Origin of the sequence: Bradyrhizobium sp. (genome assembly GCF_052389815.1) — a bacterium.
Taxonomy (GTDB): domain Bacteria; phylum Pseudomonadota; class Alphaproteobacteria; order Rhizobiales; family Xanthobacteraceae; genus Bradyrhizobium.
Window position 1 is genome coordinate 1 of sequence record NZ_JBQTHN010000008.1, and the last position, 16791, is coordinate 16791.

15 protein-coding genes are annotated in these 16791 nt (G+C 65.9%); 7 read left to right on the forward strand and 8 right to left on the reverse strand.

Annotated elements, in window-relative coordinates; all coding sequences use genetic code 11:
- From phaZ to ACT4OC_RS02770, 3 genes are all read right to left on the reverse strand, one after another.
- The coding region (phaZ, locus tag ACT4OC_RS02760) for a polyhydroxyalkanoate depolymerase (protein WP_444837491.1) at nucleotides 1-919 on the reverse strand (919 nt) is incomplete at its 3' end.
- Nucleotides 920-1080: 161 nt separating this feature from the next.
- A complete protein-coding gene (locus ACT4OC_RS02765; protein ID WP_444837477.1) occupies nucleotides 1081-1905 on the reverse strand; it encodes an ABC transporter permease in 825 nt (274 codons plus the stop codon).
- Entirely contained in the window at nucleotides 1902-2693 is a 792-nt protein-coding gene (locus ACT4OC_RS02770) for an ABC transporter ATP-binding protein (protein WP_444837478.1), read from the reverse strand. The genes ACT4OC_RS02765 and ACT4OC_RS02770 overlap by 4 nt, the downstream gene beginning before the upstream one ends.
- A 94-nt stretch (nucleotides 2694-2787) precedes the next feature.
- Between ACT4OC_RS02770 and ACT4OC_RS02775 the strand changes: the two genes are divergently transcribed.
- Nucleotides 2788-4104 carry an ActS/PrrB/RegB family redox-sensitive histidine kinase gene (locus ACT4OC_RS02775; RefSeq protein WP_444837479.1) on the forward strand — a complete coding sequence of 439 codons (1317 nt, stop codon included), beginning with the start codon at nucleotides 2788-2790 and terminating at the stop codon, nucleotides 4102-4104.
- 108 nt (nucleotides 4105-4212) lie between these two features.
- Nucleotides 4213-4770 carry an ActR/PrrA/RegA family redox response regulator transcription factor gene (locus ACT4OC_RS02780; protein ID WP_444837480.1) on the forward strand — a complete coding sequence of 186 codons (558 nt, stop codon included), beginning with the start codon at nucleotides 4213-4215 and terminating at the stop codon, nucleotides 4768-4770.
- 2 nt (nucleotides 4771-4772) lie between these two features.
- Here ACT4OC_RS02780 and ACT4OC_RS02785 read toward each other — a convergent pair whose 3' ends face one another.
- Nucleotides 4773-5537: an NYN domain-containing protein gene (locus ACT4OC_RS02785; RefSeq protein ID WP_444837481.1), complete on the reverse strand. Its 765-nt coding sequence runs from the start codon at nucleotides 5535-5537 to the stop codon at nucleotides 4773-4775.
- Between the two features lie 113 nt (nucleotides 5538-5650).
- A complete protein-coding gene (locus ACT4OC_RS02790) occupies nucleotides 5651-6136 on the reverse strand; it encodes an MmcB family DNA repair protein (protein WP_444837482.1) in 486 nt (161 codons plus the stop codon).
- Nucleotides 6137-6366: 230 nt separating this feature from the next.
- On the opposite strand from ACT4OC_RS02790, the gene ACT4OC_RS02795 reads away from it, so the two are divergent.
- On the forward strand, nucleotides 6367-7497 hold the full coding sequence (locus tag ACT4OC_RS02795; RefSeq protein ID WP_444837483.1) for a vWA domain-containing protein: 1131 nt from the start codon (nucleotides 6367-6369) through the stop codon (nucleotides 7495-7497).
- Between the two features lie 195 nt (nucleotides 7498-7692).
- Here the strand turns inward: ACT4OC_RS02795 and ACT4OC_RS02800 are convergent, their stop codons facing one another.
- Together ACT4OC_RS02800 and ACT4OC_RS02805 are read right to left on the reverse strand one after the other, a co-directional pair.
- The gene (locus tag ACT4OC_RS02800; RefSeq protein WP_444837484.1) at nucleotides 7693-9273 is read right to left on the reverse strand and encodes an alpha-amylase family glycosyl hydrolase; all 1581 of its coding nucleotides are present in this window, start codon (nucleotides 9271-9273) and stop codon (nucleotides 7693-7695) included.
- Nucleotides 9274-9410: 137 nt separating this feature from the next.
- On the reverse strand, nucleotides 9411-10226 hold the full coding sequence (locus ACT4OC_RS02805; RefSeq protein ID WP_444837485.1) for an RMD1 family protein: 816 nt from the start codon (nucleotides 10224-10226) through the stop codon (nucleotides 9411-9413).
- A gap of 138 nt (nucleotides 10227-10364) precedes the next feature.
- On the opposite strand from ACT4OC_RS02805, the gene ACT4OC_RS02810 reads away from it, so the two are divergent.
- Nucleotides 10365-11039 (forward strand): MBL fold metallo-hydrolase, encoded by a 675-nt coding sequence (locus tag ACT4OC_RS02810; RefSeq protein WP_444837486.1) that lies wholly within the window; start codon nucleotides 10365-10367, stop codon nucleotides 11037-11039.
- Nucleotides 11040-11139: 100 nt separating this feature from the next.
- Nucleotides 11140-11964, forward strand: a complete 825-nt coding sequence (locus ACT4OC_RS02815) for an RMD1 family protein (RefSeq protein WP_444837487.1) — start codon at nucleotides 11140-11142, stop codon at nucleotides 11962-11964.
- Nucleotides 11965-11996: 32 nt separating this feature from the next.
- On the opposite strand, the gene ACT4OC_RS02820 is transcribed toward ACT4OC_RS02815, so the two are convergent.
- On the reverse strand, nucleotides 11997-13229 hold the full coding sequence (locus ACT4OC_RS02820) for an extracellular catalytic domain type 1 short-chain-length polyhydroxyalkanoate depolymerase (protein WP_444837488.1): 1233 nt from the start codon (nucleotides 13227-13229) through the stop codon (nucleotides 11997-11999).
- A 442-nt stretch (nucleotides 13230-13671) separates the two neighbouring features.
- Between ACT4OC_RS02820 and ACT4OC_RS02825 the strand changes: the two genes are divergently transcribed.
- On the forward strand, nucleotides 13672-14913 hold the full coding sequence (locus tag ACT4OC_RS02825) for an LLM class flavin-dependent oxidoreductase (protein WP_444837489.1): 1242 nt from the start codon (nucleotides 13672-13674) through the stop codon (nucleotides 14911-14913).
- A 354-nt stretch (nucleotides 14914-15267) separates the two neighbouring features.
- On the forward strand, nucleotides 15268-16641 hold the full coding sequence (locus tag ACT4OC_RS02830) for a cytochrome P450 (protein WP_444837490.1): 1374 nt from the start codon (nucleotides 15268-15270) through the stop codon (nucleotides 16639-16641).
- Nucleotides 16642-16791: the final 150 nt, after the last annotated feature.

Below are 16791 nucleotides of genomic sequence, written 5' to 3' on the forward strand. Positions count from 1 at the left end.
CGCCGTCGCCCTTCACCAAATTGGCAAACAGCGCTTTGTGGGCGTCCATGTGCCGGTCGAGGTTCATGGTGATGAAGCCGTTGAGCTGCAGGAAGCCCGGATAGACGTCGCGCATCACGCCGGGATGCGGGAACGGCACCTTGGTGATGACGTGGTTGCGGAACCACTCGATGCCGCGGTCTTCGGCCAACGCATTCACCGACGTTGGATTGCGGCGGGTATCGATCGGGCCGCCCATCAGCGTCATCGAGATCGGCACATAGGGATCGTCGTTGGCCTCCATGACCGAGACCGCGGCCACCACCGGCACCGAAGGCTGGCACACCGCGATCACATGCATGTTGCCGCCGAGCTCGTGCAGCATCTCGATCACGTAATCGACATAGTCCTCGAGATCGAAGCGGCCTTCGACGACCGGCACCATGCGCGCATCCGACCAGTCGGTGATGTAGACCTCATGCGTCGGCAGGAAGGCTTCGACCGTGCCGCGCAGCAGCGTCGCGTAGTGGCCGGACATCGGCGCCACGATCAGCACGCGCGGCGCCGGCGTGTGCAGCGGACGGGTCAGCTTGCGGTCGAAGTGCAGCAGGCGGCAGAACGGCTTCTCCCACACCGAGCGGACCTCGACGGGGACGCGGACGCCATTGACCTGGGTTTCGTCGAGGCCCCAGTCCGGCTTGCCGTAACGGCGCGTGGTGCGTTCGAACAATTCGCAGGCGGCGGCGATGGATTTGCCGAGCTGGGTATGGGTCCAGGGGTTGAGCGGATTTTGAAACAGGATCTTGGTGGCGTCGGTGACGGCGCGGGCCGGATTGAGAGAGGCGTGGGCCATCTCATACATCCAGTACATCGGCGTCGTTAGTGCCGGACCGCCTCCGCCTGCCAGGCCAGGTGCGCCGCCAAATTCACCGATTGCCAGCGGCGGTGCATCGTCCAATTTACCGATCGCCATGTGTCCCTCAAGCCCTGTTTTGCGTCGCAGCATACTGCAAGAAGCGCAATAAAGCGTCAATGTACCGGTTAGTTAATGGTTGGGGGCAGAAAACCAAAAACCCCCGAAATTTCACGGGGAAATGTGACTTATTCGCCACCCCCGAGCAGCGATCCGTGCCGTTTGGCGCTCCGCAAAAGGGCCAGGAAGACCAGAAATGATGCAACAAGCAGCACCGCATTGAGCGCAAGCGAATCAAGCATCAGATCGCTGCGGAAACTGTGCTCGATCAGCAGCGCCCGCATCCCCTCGAACACATAGGTCGGCGGCAGCGTCCAGGCGGCGTATTGCAGCCAGCCGGGCAGCACGCTGACGGGATAGTAGATGCAGGCGAGCGGCATCACGCCGAACATCAGCGTCCAGACGATGCTCTCCGCGCCAAGGCCGTTGCGCAGCACCAGGCCCGACACGAAGATGCCGATCGACCAGCTGAAGAAGATCAGGTTGCAGAAGAACGCGATCAGCGGCAGGCCGATCGAATAGAAATTGAAGTCGAAGAAGAAGTACGCAAGCAGCGTCATCGGGATCACGCCGATGGCGAGGCGAATGAGGCTCATCGCCATCAGCGCGATCAGGAACTCGATCGGCTTCAGCGGGCTCATCATGAGGTTGCCGAGGTTGCGCGCCCACATTTCCTCCAGGAACGAGATCGAGAAGCCGAGCTGGCCGCGGAACAGGATGTCCCACAGGATCACGGCGCCGATCAGCGTGCCGCCGGCGCGGGCGAAGAAGCCGTCGTTCTGCGCGATATAGTTTTGCAGAAAGCCCCAGGTGATGATCTGCAGCGCCGGCCAGTAGATCAGCTCCAGCAGCCGCGGCCAGGACGACAGCAGCAGGTACCAGTAGCGCAAGACCATCGCGTTGATGCGATGCAGCGCGATGCCCCGCCCCTCGCCCGCGGCAAGCTCGCTCATCGCAGCCCCTCCCGGTCGCGGCCGCGGGCAACGTCGAGAAAGACTTCCTCCAGCGTGCCGCGGCCATAGCGCGCCATGATCTGCCCCGGCCCGTCGTCGTCCTCGATCCGGCCGCGCTTCATGATGATGACGCGGTCGCAGAGCCGCTCGACCTCGAGCATGTTGTGCGAGGCCAGCAGGATCGTGGCGTTGTGGCGTTTGCGGTAGTTCTCCAGATGCCGCCGCACCCAGTCGGCGGTATCCGGATCGAGCGAAGCGGTCGGCTCGTCCAGCAAGAGCAGCTCCGGCTCGTTGATCAGCGCCTTGGCCAGCGCCACGCGCGTCTTCTGCCCGGCCGAGAGTTTTCCGTTGGCGCGGTCGAGGAATTCGGCGAGGTCGAGGTCGGAGGCCAGCTGCGCGATGCGGGCGCGCAAGTCCGGCACGGCGTAGAGGCGGCCGAAGATGGTGAGGTTCTGCCGCACCGTCAGCCGCATCGGCATGTCGACATAGGGGCTTTCGAAATTCATCCGCCCCAGCACGGAATGGCTTTCGTCGGGCATCGCGTGGCCGAGCACGTGGATGCGGCCCGAGGTCGGCAGCACCAGCCCCATGATCATGGCGATGGTGGTGGTCTTGCCGGCGCCGTTGCCGCCGAGCAGCCCCGTGATGCTGCCGCGCGCGATGCGGAAGGTGACGTCGTCGACCGCGCGGGTGGTCTTGTAGACCTTGACGAGATGCTCGACATCGATCGCCGCCGATTTCGGGGCGGCGGCGGGCGTGTTCGCGGGCGCATCGGCGACAAGCGTCATACGCGGTTCATTGGGCCATCGGGCGCGCGAGTGCAAGGCTTTGCGGCCGTCTGGCCAATTTGTGATCGCGGCGGGCGACGGGTAAGCTGCCGGGATGACCGACGTAGCGCCTTCCGAATTCCGCCATCCGAGCCGCTACGTCCGTCTCGACACCATCCTGCGGCTGCGCTGGCTAGCGGTGCTGGGCCAGATCGCCGCCGTCTTCATCGTCTCGCAGGGACTGAATTTCGATTTCGCGGTCGTTCCCTGCCTCGTGATCATCGGCCTGTCGGCGCTGATCAATCTGGCGGTGCAGACCATCTTCAATCCGATGCAGCGGCTGGAGCCGATCTACGCAGCGGCGCTGCTGGCGCTCAACATCGTCGAGCTCGCGGGCCTGCTGTTCCTCACGGGCGGCCTGCAAAATCCCTTCTCGTTCCTGTTCCTCGCGCCGGTGCTGATCTCCGCCACCGCCCTGCCGGTGCGGCTGACCATGGCGCTGGGCTTCGTCGCGGTGGCCTGCGCGTCCAACCTCGTCTTCTATCACTATCCCCTGCCGTGGGACCCCGAAGACCCGCTGGTGCTGCCGCCGATCTATCTGTTCGGAGTCTGGCTTTCCATCGTGCTCGCGATCGGCGTCACCAGCCTTTATGCGTTCCAGGTCACCGAGGAATCCCGGAAGCTTTCCGACGCGCTGGCTGCCACCGAGCTGGTGCTGGCGCGCGAGCAGCATTTGACCCAGCTCGACGGCCTGGCGGCCGCCGCTGCGCACGAGCTCGGTACGCCGCTGTCGACCATCTTCCTGATCTCGCGCGAGCTGGAGAAGACCGTGCCGGAGGGCCCGCTCACCGCCGACCTGAAGACGTTACGCGAGCAGGCGACGCGCTGCCGCGATATCCTGGCAAAAATCGCGCAGCTCTCCGCCGCCGGTGCGCCGTTCGACCGCATGGAGCTGTCGCTGCTGATCGAGGAGGTGGTGGCGCCGCACCGCGATTTCGGCGTCGACATCAACGTGCGGATCGCGGTCGCGCCCTCGAGCGAGCCGGTCGGGGCGCGCAATCCCGCGATCCTCTATGGCATCGGCAACATCCTGGAGAACGCGGTCGACTTCGCCCGCGATGCGGTCGAGGTGAATGCGTGGTGGAACAGCGACACCGTCGAGATCGTGATCTCCGACGACGGCCCGGGGATCGCGCCCGACATGCTGAGGCGGATCGGCGAGCCCTATGTGTCGCGCCGGCCGAGCGCCGACGACGGCATCCGCCGCGGCATGGGCCTTGGCGTGTTCATCGCCCGCACGCTGCTTGAGCGCACCGGGGCCAAGGTGTCGTTTGCCAACCGCACCTTCCCCGATCACGGCGCCGTGGTGCAGATCGTGTGGCCGCGCAGCCGCTTCGAAGCGGAGGAACCCGTAGGGGAGTCAACGAGTTAACCATTCCACAGCGGTATTTGGCCGCGCAGGATCAGACGTTTTACGGCCTTGGCAGCGGCGGATCGACGCGCCATATGTTCAAGATCGCTCATAGCAGGGACGCCCGACTTGACCGCTGCCAGCACCGAACTCGCCGACCACGCCGATCGCTCGCTTCTGATCGTGGAGGACGACAAGCCGTTCCTGGAGCGGCTGTCGCGCGCCATGGAAACCCGCGGCTTCACCGTCACTTCCTGCGACACGGTGTCGGACGGGCTGGCGCAGATCGGCCGCGCGGCGCCCGCCTTTGCCGTGGTCGATCTGCGGCTCGGCGACGGCAACGGCCTCGACGTCGTCTCCGCCCTGAAGCGCAAGCGCCCCGACGCGCGCGCCATCGTGCTGACCGGCTACGGCAACATCGCCACCGCCGTGACCGCGGTGAAGATGGGCGCGGTCGACTATCTCTCCAAGCCCGCGGACGCCGACGACGTCGTCGCCGCGCTGCTCGCCACCGGCACCGAGAAGTCGGAACTGCCGTCCAACCCGATGTCGGCGGACCGCGTGCGCTGGGAGCACATCCAGCGCATCTACGAGATGTGCAACCGCAACGTCTCGGAGACCGCGCGCCGCCTCAACATGCACCGCCGCACCCTGCAGCGGATATTGGCCAAGCGCGCGCCGCGCTGAGTTCACGTCGCGGCCTTGGCCGCCGCCTTCGGGGGTGCGGCCTTCGCGGCGACCTTCCTGCGAATTCGGACGGCCCCGCCCTTCTGTTCTTCGATGTCGAACGCATCCGTCTTGCGGACGAGGTCGCTGAGCTTGCGAAAGCCGTAGTTTCTGGGGTCGAAATCCGAAGCGAGGTTTGCAAGCTGCGTGCCGACTTCCCCCAGCGTCACCCACCCGTCTTCGCTGTCCATCTGGTTGATGATCTTCTTGATGATCGGCGTAGCCGCGCTGGCCGGCTGCAGCGATTTCACGGGGGCGGCGGCGTCCTGACTGTTCGACGCCGGTGCCAGCAGGTTTTCCGTGTAGACAAACCTTCGGCAGGCTTGCCGGAAGCTCTCCGGGGTCTTTTGCTCGCCAAAGCCGAAGACATCCACTCCCTGCTCGCGGATGCGGGCGGCTAGCCGCGTAAAATCGCTGTCGGAGGAAACGAGGCAGAATCCGTCGAAGCGGCCGCTGTGCAGAAGGTCCATCGCATCGATGACCAGCGTGATGTCGGATGCGTTCTTGCCGGTCGTGTAGGCGAACTGCTGCTGCGGAATGATGGCATGCTTGGCGAGGATGTCGGTCCAGCCCCTGGATCGCGGATGGGAGAAGTCGCCGTAGATCCGGCGGACGCTCGCCTCCCCGAGCCTGGCAATCTCCTCGAACAATCCGTCGGCGATCTTCGACGAGGTGTTGTCGGCATCGATGAGGACGGCGAGGCGCGGCGAGCGGGATTCGGAAGGCATGAACGTCTCCAGTACTCGTAGGGTGGGCAAAAGCGAAGCGTGCCCACCTCTCCGATCGCGATTTGAAAGGTGGGCACGGCGCGAGTGCGCCTTTGCCCACCCTACGGCTTCCTTCAAATCTCTTCATGGCCCTGCGGGTCGACAAGGCGGTTGATGCGCTGGGCGGCGGCCATCGCGAAACGCACGGTCATCGACTTGCGGGTCGCCGCGGGCAGGCGATGCTCCGGCGCCTCGCAATGCAGGTGGGCGCCATAGGCGTCCGCCACGATCAGGCCGGTGCCGGCCGGGAAAATCTCGCAAGGCAGCTCGGCCGTGAAGGCGAAGAACAGCCGGTCGCAATGGGCGCGGTATTCCGGCCATTTCTGGTCGGCGCGCAGATCCTCCAGCGACGACTTGATCTCGACGATCCAGATCTCGCCGCGTTCGTTGAGCGCCACGAGGTCGGCGCGGCGGCCGGAGGGCAGCGGCAATTCGCTGACGCAGGCAAAGCCGAGCGAGCGCAATAGCCGCGCCGTGCCGCGGGCAACCGCCAGCGCCGTCTCCGACTGGCGGCGGTCCGGCGGGGGCACGAGGTGGATCTGGCGGGCGGGCGATTCCATGGCTTCCGAGCCTAGCCGATTCCGCCCTGACGCACATTCCTGTTTGGGCATGATCCTCTCGGAAAACCGGTGCCCACGTTTCCGGGATCATGCCGCCGGTCCAATCCGTTCATCAATGGGCCGGACCGGCCGCAAATTGGTACCCGGCCCGCCACGATTTCGACCTCAGGGAACCGCGAAGCCGGCGGAACCTGCCCTTCAGGGGACGAACGCACTGGAGGAGAACAACGATGCCGCGCATCGTCACCCGAACGCTTGCCTTCGCCGCTACCCTTCCCGTCCTTGCCGCCCTGCCCATCGCCGTCCCCTCGGCCGCCGTCGCAAGACCCGCCGTCGAGGTCGCCTTCGTGCTCGACACCACGGGCTCGATGGGCGGCCTGATCGAGGGCGCCAAGCGCAAGATCTGGTCGATCGCCACCGCGATCGTCGATTCCAATCCCGACGCCGACATCCGGATGGGGCTGGTCGCCTACCGCGACATCGGCGACGAATACGTCACCAGGAAATTCGAGCTCACCACCGACATCCAGGACCTCTACGCGAACCTGCTGGAATTGCGGGCGCGCGGCGGCGGCGACTGGCCGGAGAGCGTCAACGAGGCGCTCGATGCCGCCGTCAACAAGATGAAATGGACCGACGGCAACGACGTCCGCCGCATCGTCTTCCTGGTCGGCGATGCCCCGCCGCACATGGACTACGAGCAGGACACCAAATATCCGGTGACGCTGAAGGTCGCCAGGCAAAAGGACATCGTCGTCAACGCGGTGCTGGCCGGCAACGCGCGCGAGACCGAGCGGGTCTGGCGCGACATCGCCCAGAACGGCGATGGCCGCTTCATTCCGATCCCGCAGGACGGCGGCCAGGTCGTCGTCATCGAGACGCCCTATGACGAGGACATCATCATCCTGCAACGGGAGATCAACGGGACCGTGATCCCCTACGGCCCGCACGCGTTGCAGCGCCGCACCGAGGAAAAGACCAAGCAGCTTTCGCAGGTGGCCGCCGCGGCTCCCGCGCAGGCCTCGGAAATGGCGAGCTATCTCAACAAGCGCGCCAGGGTGTCGTCGGAGGCCGTGACCGGCGACGGCGATCTCGTCGCCGACATCAACGCCGGCCGTACCAGCTTTTCCGACATCAAGGACGACGACCTGCCGGCCCATCTTCGGGCGATGAAACCCGAACAGCGCATGGGCGAGGTCAACAAGCAGATGACCCGGCGCAAGGCGCTGAACGAGAAGCTCGCCGCGCTGGTGGCCAGGCGCGACAAGTACCTCGCCGACGCGCGCGCCAAGGCGCCGCCGAAGGCTTCCTCGTTCGACCGCGTGGTCGAGGACACGCTGCGCGCGCAGATCAAGCGGTGAGTGGTTGGGTACGGCTCTATCGACATGTCGTCCCGGCGAAGCCATCCGTCGGCCCCCTGCACCCAGCTGTCGTCCCTGCGAATGCAGGGACCCATAACCACAGGGAGAAGTTGTTGAAGGAAAGCCGTCCTCCACTTTACTTCAACAGCGTCCGCCACGGCGTATGGGTCCCTGCGTTCGCAGGGACGACACCGATCACGTAGCGACGATCACGCCTTCATTGGCACGAAGCCGGAGCCGGCCGTCTACCTTCTCGCCCTGCCGGTCCATCGAGGTCGACAGCAGTATCTCGCCGCGAATCGGGAACGACGCCGGCGAGGCGCCGAGGTTCAGCGCGACGGCGACGGCGCCCCCTGCGCTCTTCCTGACATAGACCAGCAGATCGCCCTCCGCCTCGATAGGCACATAGTCGCCGAGTGCGAGCGCCGGCAGCTCCTTTCGCAGCGCGATCAAGGCACGGTAGAGGTTGAGGATCGAGCGCGGGGCGGCAGCCAGCAGCGCGACGTTCTCGCTCGGCCAATCCTTCGCCAGCGGCAGCCACGGTGCGGCGTCGGAGAAGCCCGCATGCGCCGAGGCGTCCCATTGCATCGGCGTGCGGCAGCCGTCGCGGCCGACGGCAAGGCCGGGCACGTTCTTCTCGAAGGGATCGCGCACCTGTTCCGGCGCGATGGCGACCTGCGGCATGCCGATTTCGTCGCCGTAATAGAGCGTGGGCGTTCCCCGCAATGTGAGCAGCAGCATGGCGGCGACGCGGGCCTGGTCGCGGCCGATGCGGGAGGCGAGGCGCACCTTGTCGTGATTGCCCAGCACCCAGTTCGGCCATGCGCCGGGCGGCAGCGCGGCTTCATAGCGCGCGACCAGATCCTCGATCTCGCGCGCATGCCAGGCGGTGGAGATCAGCGCGAAATTGAACGGCAGATGCGCGCCGGCAAGATCCTTGCCGTAATAGGCGACGAGACGCTCGACCGGCAGATAGATTTCGCCGATCAGCACCCGCGCGGCAAATTCATCGCTGACGCGGCGCATTTCGGCGATGACTTCGTGGATCTCCGGCCGGTCGGCGGAATGGAAATGCACGACGGCGCGGTTCGGCGGCAGGCCCTCGTGAAAGTCGGGATTCGGCGGATCGTCGCGGAAGGCGTCGTCCTTGATCAGGTGCCAGATCACGTCGACGCGAAAGCCGTCGACGCCCTTGGCGAGCCAGAAGCGCATCACCTCGAAGATCGCCTCGCGCACCTCTGCGTTGCGCCAGTTGAGGTCGGGCTGCTCCTTGAGAAAGGCGTGGTAATAATACTGCCCCGTCGCCGCATCGTATTCCCAGGCACTGCCGCCGAATTCCGACAGCCAGTTGTTGGGCACGCCGCCGTCGGGGGCGGCATCGCGCCAGATGTACCAGTCGCGCTTCGGGCTATCGCGCGAGGCGCGGCTCTCGACGAACCACGGGTGCTTGTCGGAGGAATGGTTCGGCACCAGATCGAGGATGAGCTTCATCCCGCGGGCATGCGCGGCCGCCAGCAGCTCGTCGAAATCCGCCATGGTGCCGAACAGGGGGTCGATACCCCTGTAATCGGCGACGTCATAGCCGAAGTCGGCCATCGGCGAGGTGAAGATCGGCGACAGCCAGACCGCATCGACACCGAGCGAGGCGATATAGGGCAGCCGCGCCGTGACGCCCTTGAGGTCGCCGACGCCGTCGCCGTCGGTATCCTGGAACGAGCGCGGATAGACCTGGTAGAAGATGCCATGCCGCCACCAGAGATGGTCGTCGTGTTTCATCCTGCCGCCCATTGCCAGAATTTGCTTCGCCGGGTAACGCCGGAACCGTGGACAGGTTCAAACGGGCTTTGGCGACGCCGGTATGACAATGCCAAGGCCCGGCCGCATTGGCTGTCTCGTGTCCCGGCGGCAGCGCATCACCCGAGCGTGCGCAACGCGAGCTGGTAGATCGTCACCAGCACCTCGAACAGGATCAGGAGCACGATGATCAGTTCCAGTCGCAGCGCGCGGCGGGTGTCGATGATGTCGGTCAACACTTGCGCGGATTCGGCGATCACCTCGAGCTTGCGGTTGAGCGCCTCGGCGCGCTCCTTCAGCTCGTACTCGTCCGCGAGCCGGGCATAGAGCCGCTCGAGCTGCGGCTTGTCCCAGAGGATGTCGGGCTTTTCGGAAACCGCGACCGGCCCGGTGACGCGATGGCGCACCGACAGCGCGTTGCCGATCTGTTGCAGGATGGCTCGGCGGCCGCCAGCCATGCGCCCGCTGTTCGCGAGCTCTCGCGCGAACGGCTCGGTCTTGTCGAAGACGGCGGCGACCTCGCGCTCGTGCCGCGCCAGCACCACGCTCTTGGCCAGCGCCTCCGCGATCAGGATCAGCCGCTCCGGCGACAGGCTTTGCAGGCAGATCGGACCGCCCGGCGGAATCTGGTCGTCCTTGTCGGAGGCAAGCTCGATGGCCGCAATCTCCTCCTCGCGCCGTGCGAACGCGCCGGTCATGCGATGCTCCAGACCGCGCAGGAATTCGTCCTCCTCCAGCGCATTGCGGCCGATCAGCACCACGACGCCGTAACGGAACAGCACCGCGACGCCGTTGTCGCCGACGCGGAAGGCCAGCGGCGCGGTGGACAGCACGTCGCCGCGTTCGAGGCCGGCGGTGTTGATGCGCTCGGCGACAAAGAAGGCGCGGGCGGTGACCCGCGTTGCGTCAAGCGGCGATTCCGATACCTGATCCATGCCGAGAATACGCGGCCTCACCCTTGCGGAAACCGGCCTCGCCCCAAATTGTTTCGTCGACGTGACCCTATCACAGTTCGCGGCGCCGTGATCCGGCCCGCAGTTGACCCCTTGCTCGGGAGGGCTATGGTGCCCCCCATGAACGAGCAAACTCAGACCAAGGCGAAGGCCGGCGCGACCATCGTGCCGGTGACGCTGTTCGAGCAGAACTGCACCATTCTGTGGTGCGAGGCCACCAGGAAGGCGGCGGTGATCGATCCCGGCGGCGACGTGCCGAGAATCCAGGAAGCGATCAAGCAGACCGGCGTTGCCGTCGAGAAGATCTGGATCACCCATGGCCATATCGATCATGTCGGTGGCGCTGCGGAGCTGCGCGACGCGCTCGGCGTCACGATCGAAGGACCGCACATCGCCGACAAATACCTGCTCGACAACGTCGTCTCCTCCGGCGCGCGCTTCGGCATGACGGACGTGCGCAATTTCGGGCCCGACCGCTGGCTCGACGAAGGCGAGCAGGTTGAGATCGGCAAGCTCACCTTCGACATTCTGCATTGCCCCGGCCATTCGCCGGGCTCGATCGTGTTCTTCTCGAACGAGCTGCGTTTTGCCCTTGTCGGCGACGTCCTGTTCGCGGGCTCGGTCGGCCGCACCGACCTGCCCGGCGGCAGCCACGCCACGCTGATCAATTCGATCACGAAGAAGCTGCTGCCGCTCGGCGACGACGTCGGCTTTGTCTGCGGACACGGCGCGGGCTCGAGCATCGGGCAGGAGCGGATGACGAATCCGTTCCTGACTGGCGAGATCGAGGGCTGACGGACGGCCGCGGCCGGTCCGTGAAAGCTTGACGCAGCTCAAGGCGGTTCCTGCGCCCTGCGGGAAACTGCAAGACGGGAAACGAGCCGCTCAAGATGAAATGGCCGACAATCTGATCAAGCCTGCGCGCGCAGTACCGCAGCAGCGGCTGTCCGCGCGCGCGCTTCGGCTCGGCGGCCGGCTCAACCTGACCGGCCTCGACCTTGCCGGCCTCGCCCCGCTCGAGGTGCCTTCCAGATCGCCGCCGATGCTGCGGCTGGAGAACGGCCGTGTCGCCGCGCTGTTCTCCTACGGTACGGTCGTCTTCATCGGCGCCTCGGCGGCCGAGCAGGAAGCCGTCCTGAAAGAGATCGAAGGCCGCATCGAGGACCGGCTCGATACGGCGGCCGTCGTCGCATCGGAGATCGAGCTCGGACCAAACACGAGGATCGCGGGCGACCGCATCACCATCAAGGACAAGTCGCCGGCCGCCCTCGTCGTCATCGCCGATGCGCTCGCCAAGAACGTCGCCCTCGCCTTCGAGGAAGAGGAGGTGAGGAAATTGCTGCTGGCGCTCGAGCCTTTCACCGGCGACCTGGCCGACACCGGCCGGCTGCCGATGAACCGGCGCCGGATGCTGCGCACCGTAGGGCAGGCCTTCCGGACCCATCGTCGCCTTCTCGAGCGGGTGGAGGTCGAGGAGAGACCCGATTTTCCGCCTGGCGACGGCGAGCCCGGTCATCTATGCGAGCGCCTTGCCGACGCCTACCATCTGAAGAAGCGGGCGAAGTCGGTATCGCGCAAGCTGGACGTCATCGAGGTGATGACGAGCGGGCTTACCGAGCTGATCAACGCCCGGCGCGAAAACCGCGTGGAGCTGCTGATCGTGTTGCTGATCGCGATCGAAATCGGAATCTGGGTCTACGAAAGCTTCATCCGGGGCTGACGACCGGCTCCAGCCGGTCACGGCTGCCGGCGTTACTTCCTCAATCCCGCGGCGGTCAGCGCGCGGGCGATGACGCCGCCGACGTCGAAGCTGCGGCGGCGCTTGGCCGGCTCGGGACGCCCTGTCGGCGTGGTGCGCGGCCAGAGCGCCTCGGGGAGATCGGGGTTCTGCAGCGTGACGGGCGCGATGGCCGGAAACGGCCTGGCGCGTTCTCTTGCCGCGGCGCTCAGCACGGAAATCGCGGCGGCCTCGGCTTGCGCCTTGCTCCGGCGCAGGCGGCGCGTCAGGCCGAAGAAATTGGCGATGTGCCAGGACGAGGAGATGCCGGCCTCGATCAGGAAGGCGCCCTCGAAGCCGTAACGCTCGTCATTGTCGGCGAGCCCGATCGGCGTGCCGTGCGCCATGCCCGAGATGGTGTAGGACTCCACCACGGTCTTGCCTTCCGCATTCCACCACACCTCGTGCGGATAGCCGTCCACAGTCGACTCCGACATCGGCGCTTCCGGCAGACCGTGCAGGTCGAGCCATTGCTTGACGATCTCGTCGGCATTGCCGGGATGCACGGTGCGGTCCTCGCTGCCGTGCCACACCGAGAGCCGCGGCCAGGGGCCGCGATGATCCGAGGCGCTGCGCACGAGATCGCCGAGCTCGCGCGCCGGGCGCGCGGGCGAGGCCAACATACCGCTGAGCGCCTCGCGCACATTGCCCGCGATGCCGTACGGCAGGCCGGCGATCACCGCACCCGCGGCGAAGACTTCCGGATAGATCGCGAGCATCGCCGCCGTCATCGCGCCGCCGGCGGAAAGGCCGGTGATGTAGATGCGGCGGCGATTGATCTTGTGGTCGTAGACCATCTTGTCGATCATGCGGCGGATCGAGGCGGCCTCGCCCTGGTCGCGCCCGACGTCTTCCGGATTGAACCAGTTGAAGCAGGTGTTGGCGTTGTTGATCTGCTGCTGCTGCGGCATCAGCAGCGCAAAGCCATAGCGCTTGGCGAGCGTAGACCAGCCGGCGCCGTGATCGTAGCCGGCGGCGTCCTGGCCGCAGCCATGCAGCACCACGACCAGCGCAGGCCGCCGCTGCAGATCCGGCGGCAGGTAGGTGAACATCCGCAAGGCGCCGGGGTTGGCGCCGAAATCCGTCACCTCGACGAGCGGACTGCGCACGCCGGACATGCGGCTGCGGCCGTACGGCACGAAGCCGTTGAGTCCGGTCAGCTTCGGAAGACGGCGCAGGAAATCGATATTGGCGGCGAGCGAGCGCAAAAAGCGGCCCCTGGAGCGGTGACGATTACAACGTTGGCCCAGAGAGATAGTTGCTGCCGCGTCGATTAAAAAGACCGCATGTTGGCCGATCCCCTGAAATCGCGGTGAAGTGTCAATTCGGCATCACGCGGCGCTTCCATGACGGCAATGCGACGGAGGTAACGATTGCGAGAGCAAATGGGGCTGAAGCAATGAAGTGGGCCGGCGGTGCGCCGATGCATGTCCGGGGCCGTCGTCATTGCTTCCGCTTGCGCACGCGGGAGCGTTGCGACAAGGCGGCCGGAATTTGCGTCAAGCCGCTACGGCCATTCCATCCGGCGGCATGGCGCATGCCTGACACGGCCACCATGCATCGTCGCCCGTGCTCCGCGCATTGCCTTGGGCGCGGCCAGACCGTACCGTAGGGCCGAAATCCGACAAGAAAAAATCCGGAGAGAACCCCATGGCGCGCCTGAAGTTCGGAGCGTTCCTCGCCCCGCATCACCCGATCGGCGAGCATCCGATGCTGCAATTCCGCCGCGACCTCGCCTTCGTCGATCAGCTCGATGAGCTCGGCTATGACGAATTCTGGTGCGGCGAGCACCACTCCTCGGGTTGGGAGATGATCGCCTCGCCGGAAATGTTCCTGGCCGCGGCCGGCGAGCGCACCAAGCGCATCAAGCTCGGCACCGGCGTGATCTCGCTGCCCTATCATCATCCCTTCAACGTGGCGCAGCGCATGGTGCAGCTCGACCACATGACGGGGGGACGCGCCATCTTCGGCTCCGGCCCCGGCGCGCTCGCCTCCGACGCTCACACGCTCGGCATCGATCCGATGACGCAGCGCGACCGCCAGGACGAAGCGATCGGCGTGATCCGCCGCCTGTTCGCCGGCGAGCGCGTCACCGCGAAGAGCGATTGGTTCACGATGAACGACGCCGCGCTGCAGATCCTGCCCTTGCAGGAAGACATGCCGTGCGTGGTGGCGTCCATGATCTCTCCGTCCGGCATGACGCTCGCCGGCAAATACGGCATCGGCATCATCTCGCTCGGCTCGATGTCGACCAAGGGCCTGATGTCGCTCGCGCAGCAATGGGAGTTCGCCGAGGATGCGGCGAAGAAGGCCGGCACCCAGGTGAGCCGCGCCAACTGGCGTGTGCTGCTCTCCTGGCACGTCGCCGAGACCCGCGAGCAGGCGCGGCGTGAGGCCCGCGAGGGGCTGTTGCGCTGGCACAACGAATATAATGTCGGCACGCTGATGCGGCCGGGCGTCACGGCGTTCAAATCGCCCGACGAGGCCGTCGATCAAACCGCTTTCGTCGACGGCGCGGCGTCCGCCATTGGAACGCCCGACGACCTCGTGCAGCTGATCAAGAACGTGATGAAACTGTCGGGCGGTGTCGGCAGCATCATCGGCTTCGCGCATGACTGGGCCAACATCGAAGCCACCCGCCGGAGCTGGGACCTGGTCGCGCGCTACGTGGTGCCGGAGATCAACGGCTACATCGACAGCCTGCGCAAGTCGCAGAAGTTCGTGATCGAGAACCGCGCCGTGTTCGAGCGGGCCGGCGAAGCCGTGATGGCGAAGATCCTCGGCAACGACAAGGCCGCCGCTGCGCTCGCGGAAACCGGACCCGGCCGCGTCCCGATCGCCACGGCGAACGCGCCGGATTTGCAGAAGGAAGCGGCGAAGCGCAAGGCGTAAGCGAGGCCCGCCCTATCGGTTCGTCATGCCCGGGCTTGTCCCGGGCATCCACGTCTTTGGGGCGACCTGCAAGAAGGGCGTGGATGGCCGGGTCCCGTCTCCGCCAAGGCTCCGCCGGGGCAACGAACTCGCCCGGCCCGCCGAAGCTTTAGCGAAGGCAGCAAGCCCGGCCATGACGAAAGCCTTTGCATCGCGCAGTCGCCAGTGGCGCGGCAATTTCGACGTCGCATTGCCTCACGCCGTTCTGACATTCCCGTGAGCTTGCGGCCTTGTGGCGCAATTGCGCCGCAGGGAGAGGCTTTGCGGCGCCGGCACAACCGGCTATTTTCCGCTCGCCCAATCGGAGTGACCGCCATGTCGATGCAGAGTGTGGTTTCGCCCGCCAATGTCCCGGTGCCGCCGAATCCGAAGGCGCTGCGGCACATTCCCGGAGACGAAGGCTGGCCGTTCATCGGCAACACGCTGAAGGTGCTGGCCGACCCCAAGGGGCAGATCGAGAAGTCGGCCGCCAGATTCGGCCCGATCTACCGTACCCATCTGTTCGGCGAGACCAGCATCACCCTGCTCGGGCCCGACGCCAACGAACTCGTGCTGTTCGACCAGGGGCGGCTTTTCTCCTCCACCCATGGCTGGGGACCGATCCTGGGCCTGCTGTTTCCGCGCGGACTGATGCTGCTGGATTTCGAGGAGCATCGCCTGCACCGCCGCGCGCTGTCGGTGGCGTTCAAGTCGGGGCCGATGAAGTCCTATCTGGTCGATCTCGACCGCGGCATCGCCGCGCGCGTCAGGCAGTGGAAGGCGCAGCCGGGCGAGATGCTGGTGTATCCGGCCATGAAGCAGCTGACGCTGGATCTGGCGGCAACCTCCTTCCTCGGCGCCGACATCGGGCCCGAGGTCGACGAGGTCACCCGCGCCTTCGTCGACATGGTGGCGGCCGCCGTGGCGCCGATCCGCACACCCCTGCCGTTCACGCAGATGGGCCGCGGCGTCGCGGGGCGCAAGCGCATCGTCGCCTATTTCTCCGAGCAGATCCCGATCCGCCGCGCCCGGGGCGGCGACGATCTGTTCTCGCAGCTGTGCCAGGCCACGCACGAGGACGGCGCGCTGCTGTCGACCCAGGACATCATCGACCACATGAGCTTTTTGATGATGGCCGCGCACGACACGCTGACCTCCTCGCTCACCACCTTTGTCGGCGAGCTCGCCGCCAATCCGGAATGGCAGGCGCAGCTGCGCGACGAAGTGAAGGGCCTCGGCATCGAGGCCAACGACCCCTCCAGCATCGACAACCTGGAGAAGATGCCGCTGTCGGAAATGGCCTTCAAGGAAGCGCTGCGGCTCAAGCCGCCGGTACCCTCGATGCCGCGCCGCGCGGTGCGCGATTTCTCGTTCCGCGGATACGACATCCCCGCCGGCACGGCGGTCGGCATCAATCCGCTGTACACGCATCACATGCCCGACATCTTTCCGGAGCCGGACAAGTTCGACCCCTTGCGCTTCTCCGAGGAAGCGCAGCGCAACCGCCACCGCTTCGCCTGGGTGCCGTTCGGCGGCGGCGCGCATATGTGCCTCGGCCTGCACTTCGCCTACATGCAGGCGAAGACCTTCGCCCGGCATTTCCTGCAGAATCTGGAGGTGTCGCTGGAGCCCGGCTACAAGGCGAATTGGCAGATGTGGCCGATCCCGAAGCCGCGTGACGGGCTGAAGGTGAAGATCAGGCCGGTGTGATTTTGTAGGGAGGGCAAAGCGGGAGAGGCTGGGCAAATATTCAATCGGCCATCGACGCAGTAGAAATCCATTCGCAGTCCGACGCCATAGCGCCGAAAATATTCTGTTGCCGTCATTGCGCAAGCAGTGCAGAGAATGAACTTTCTACGA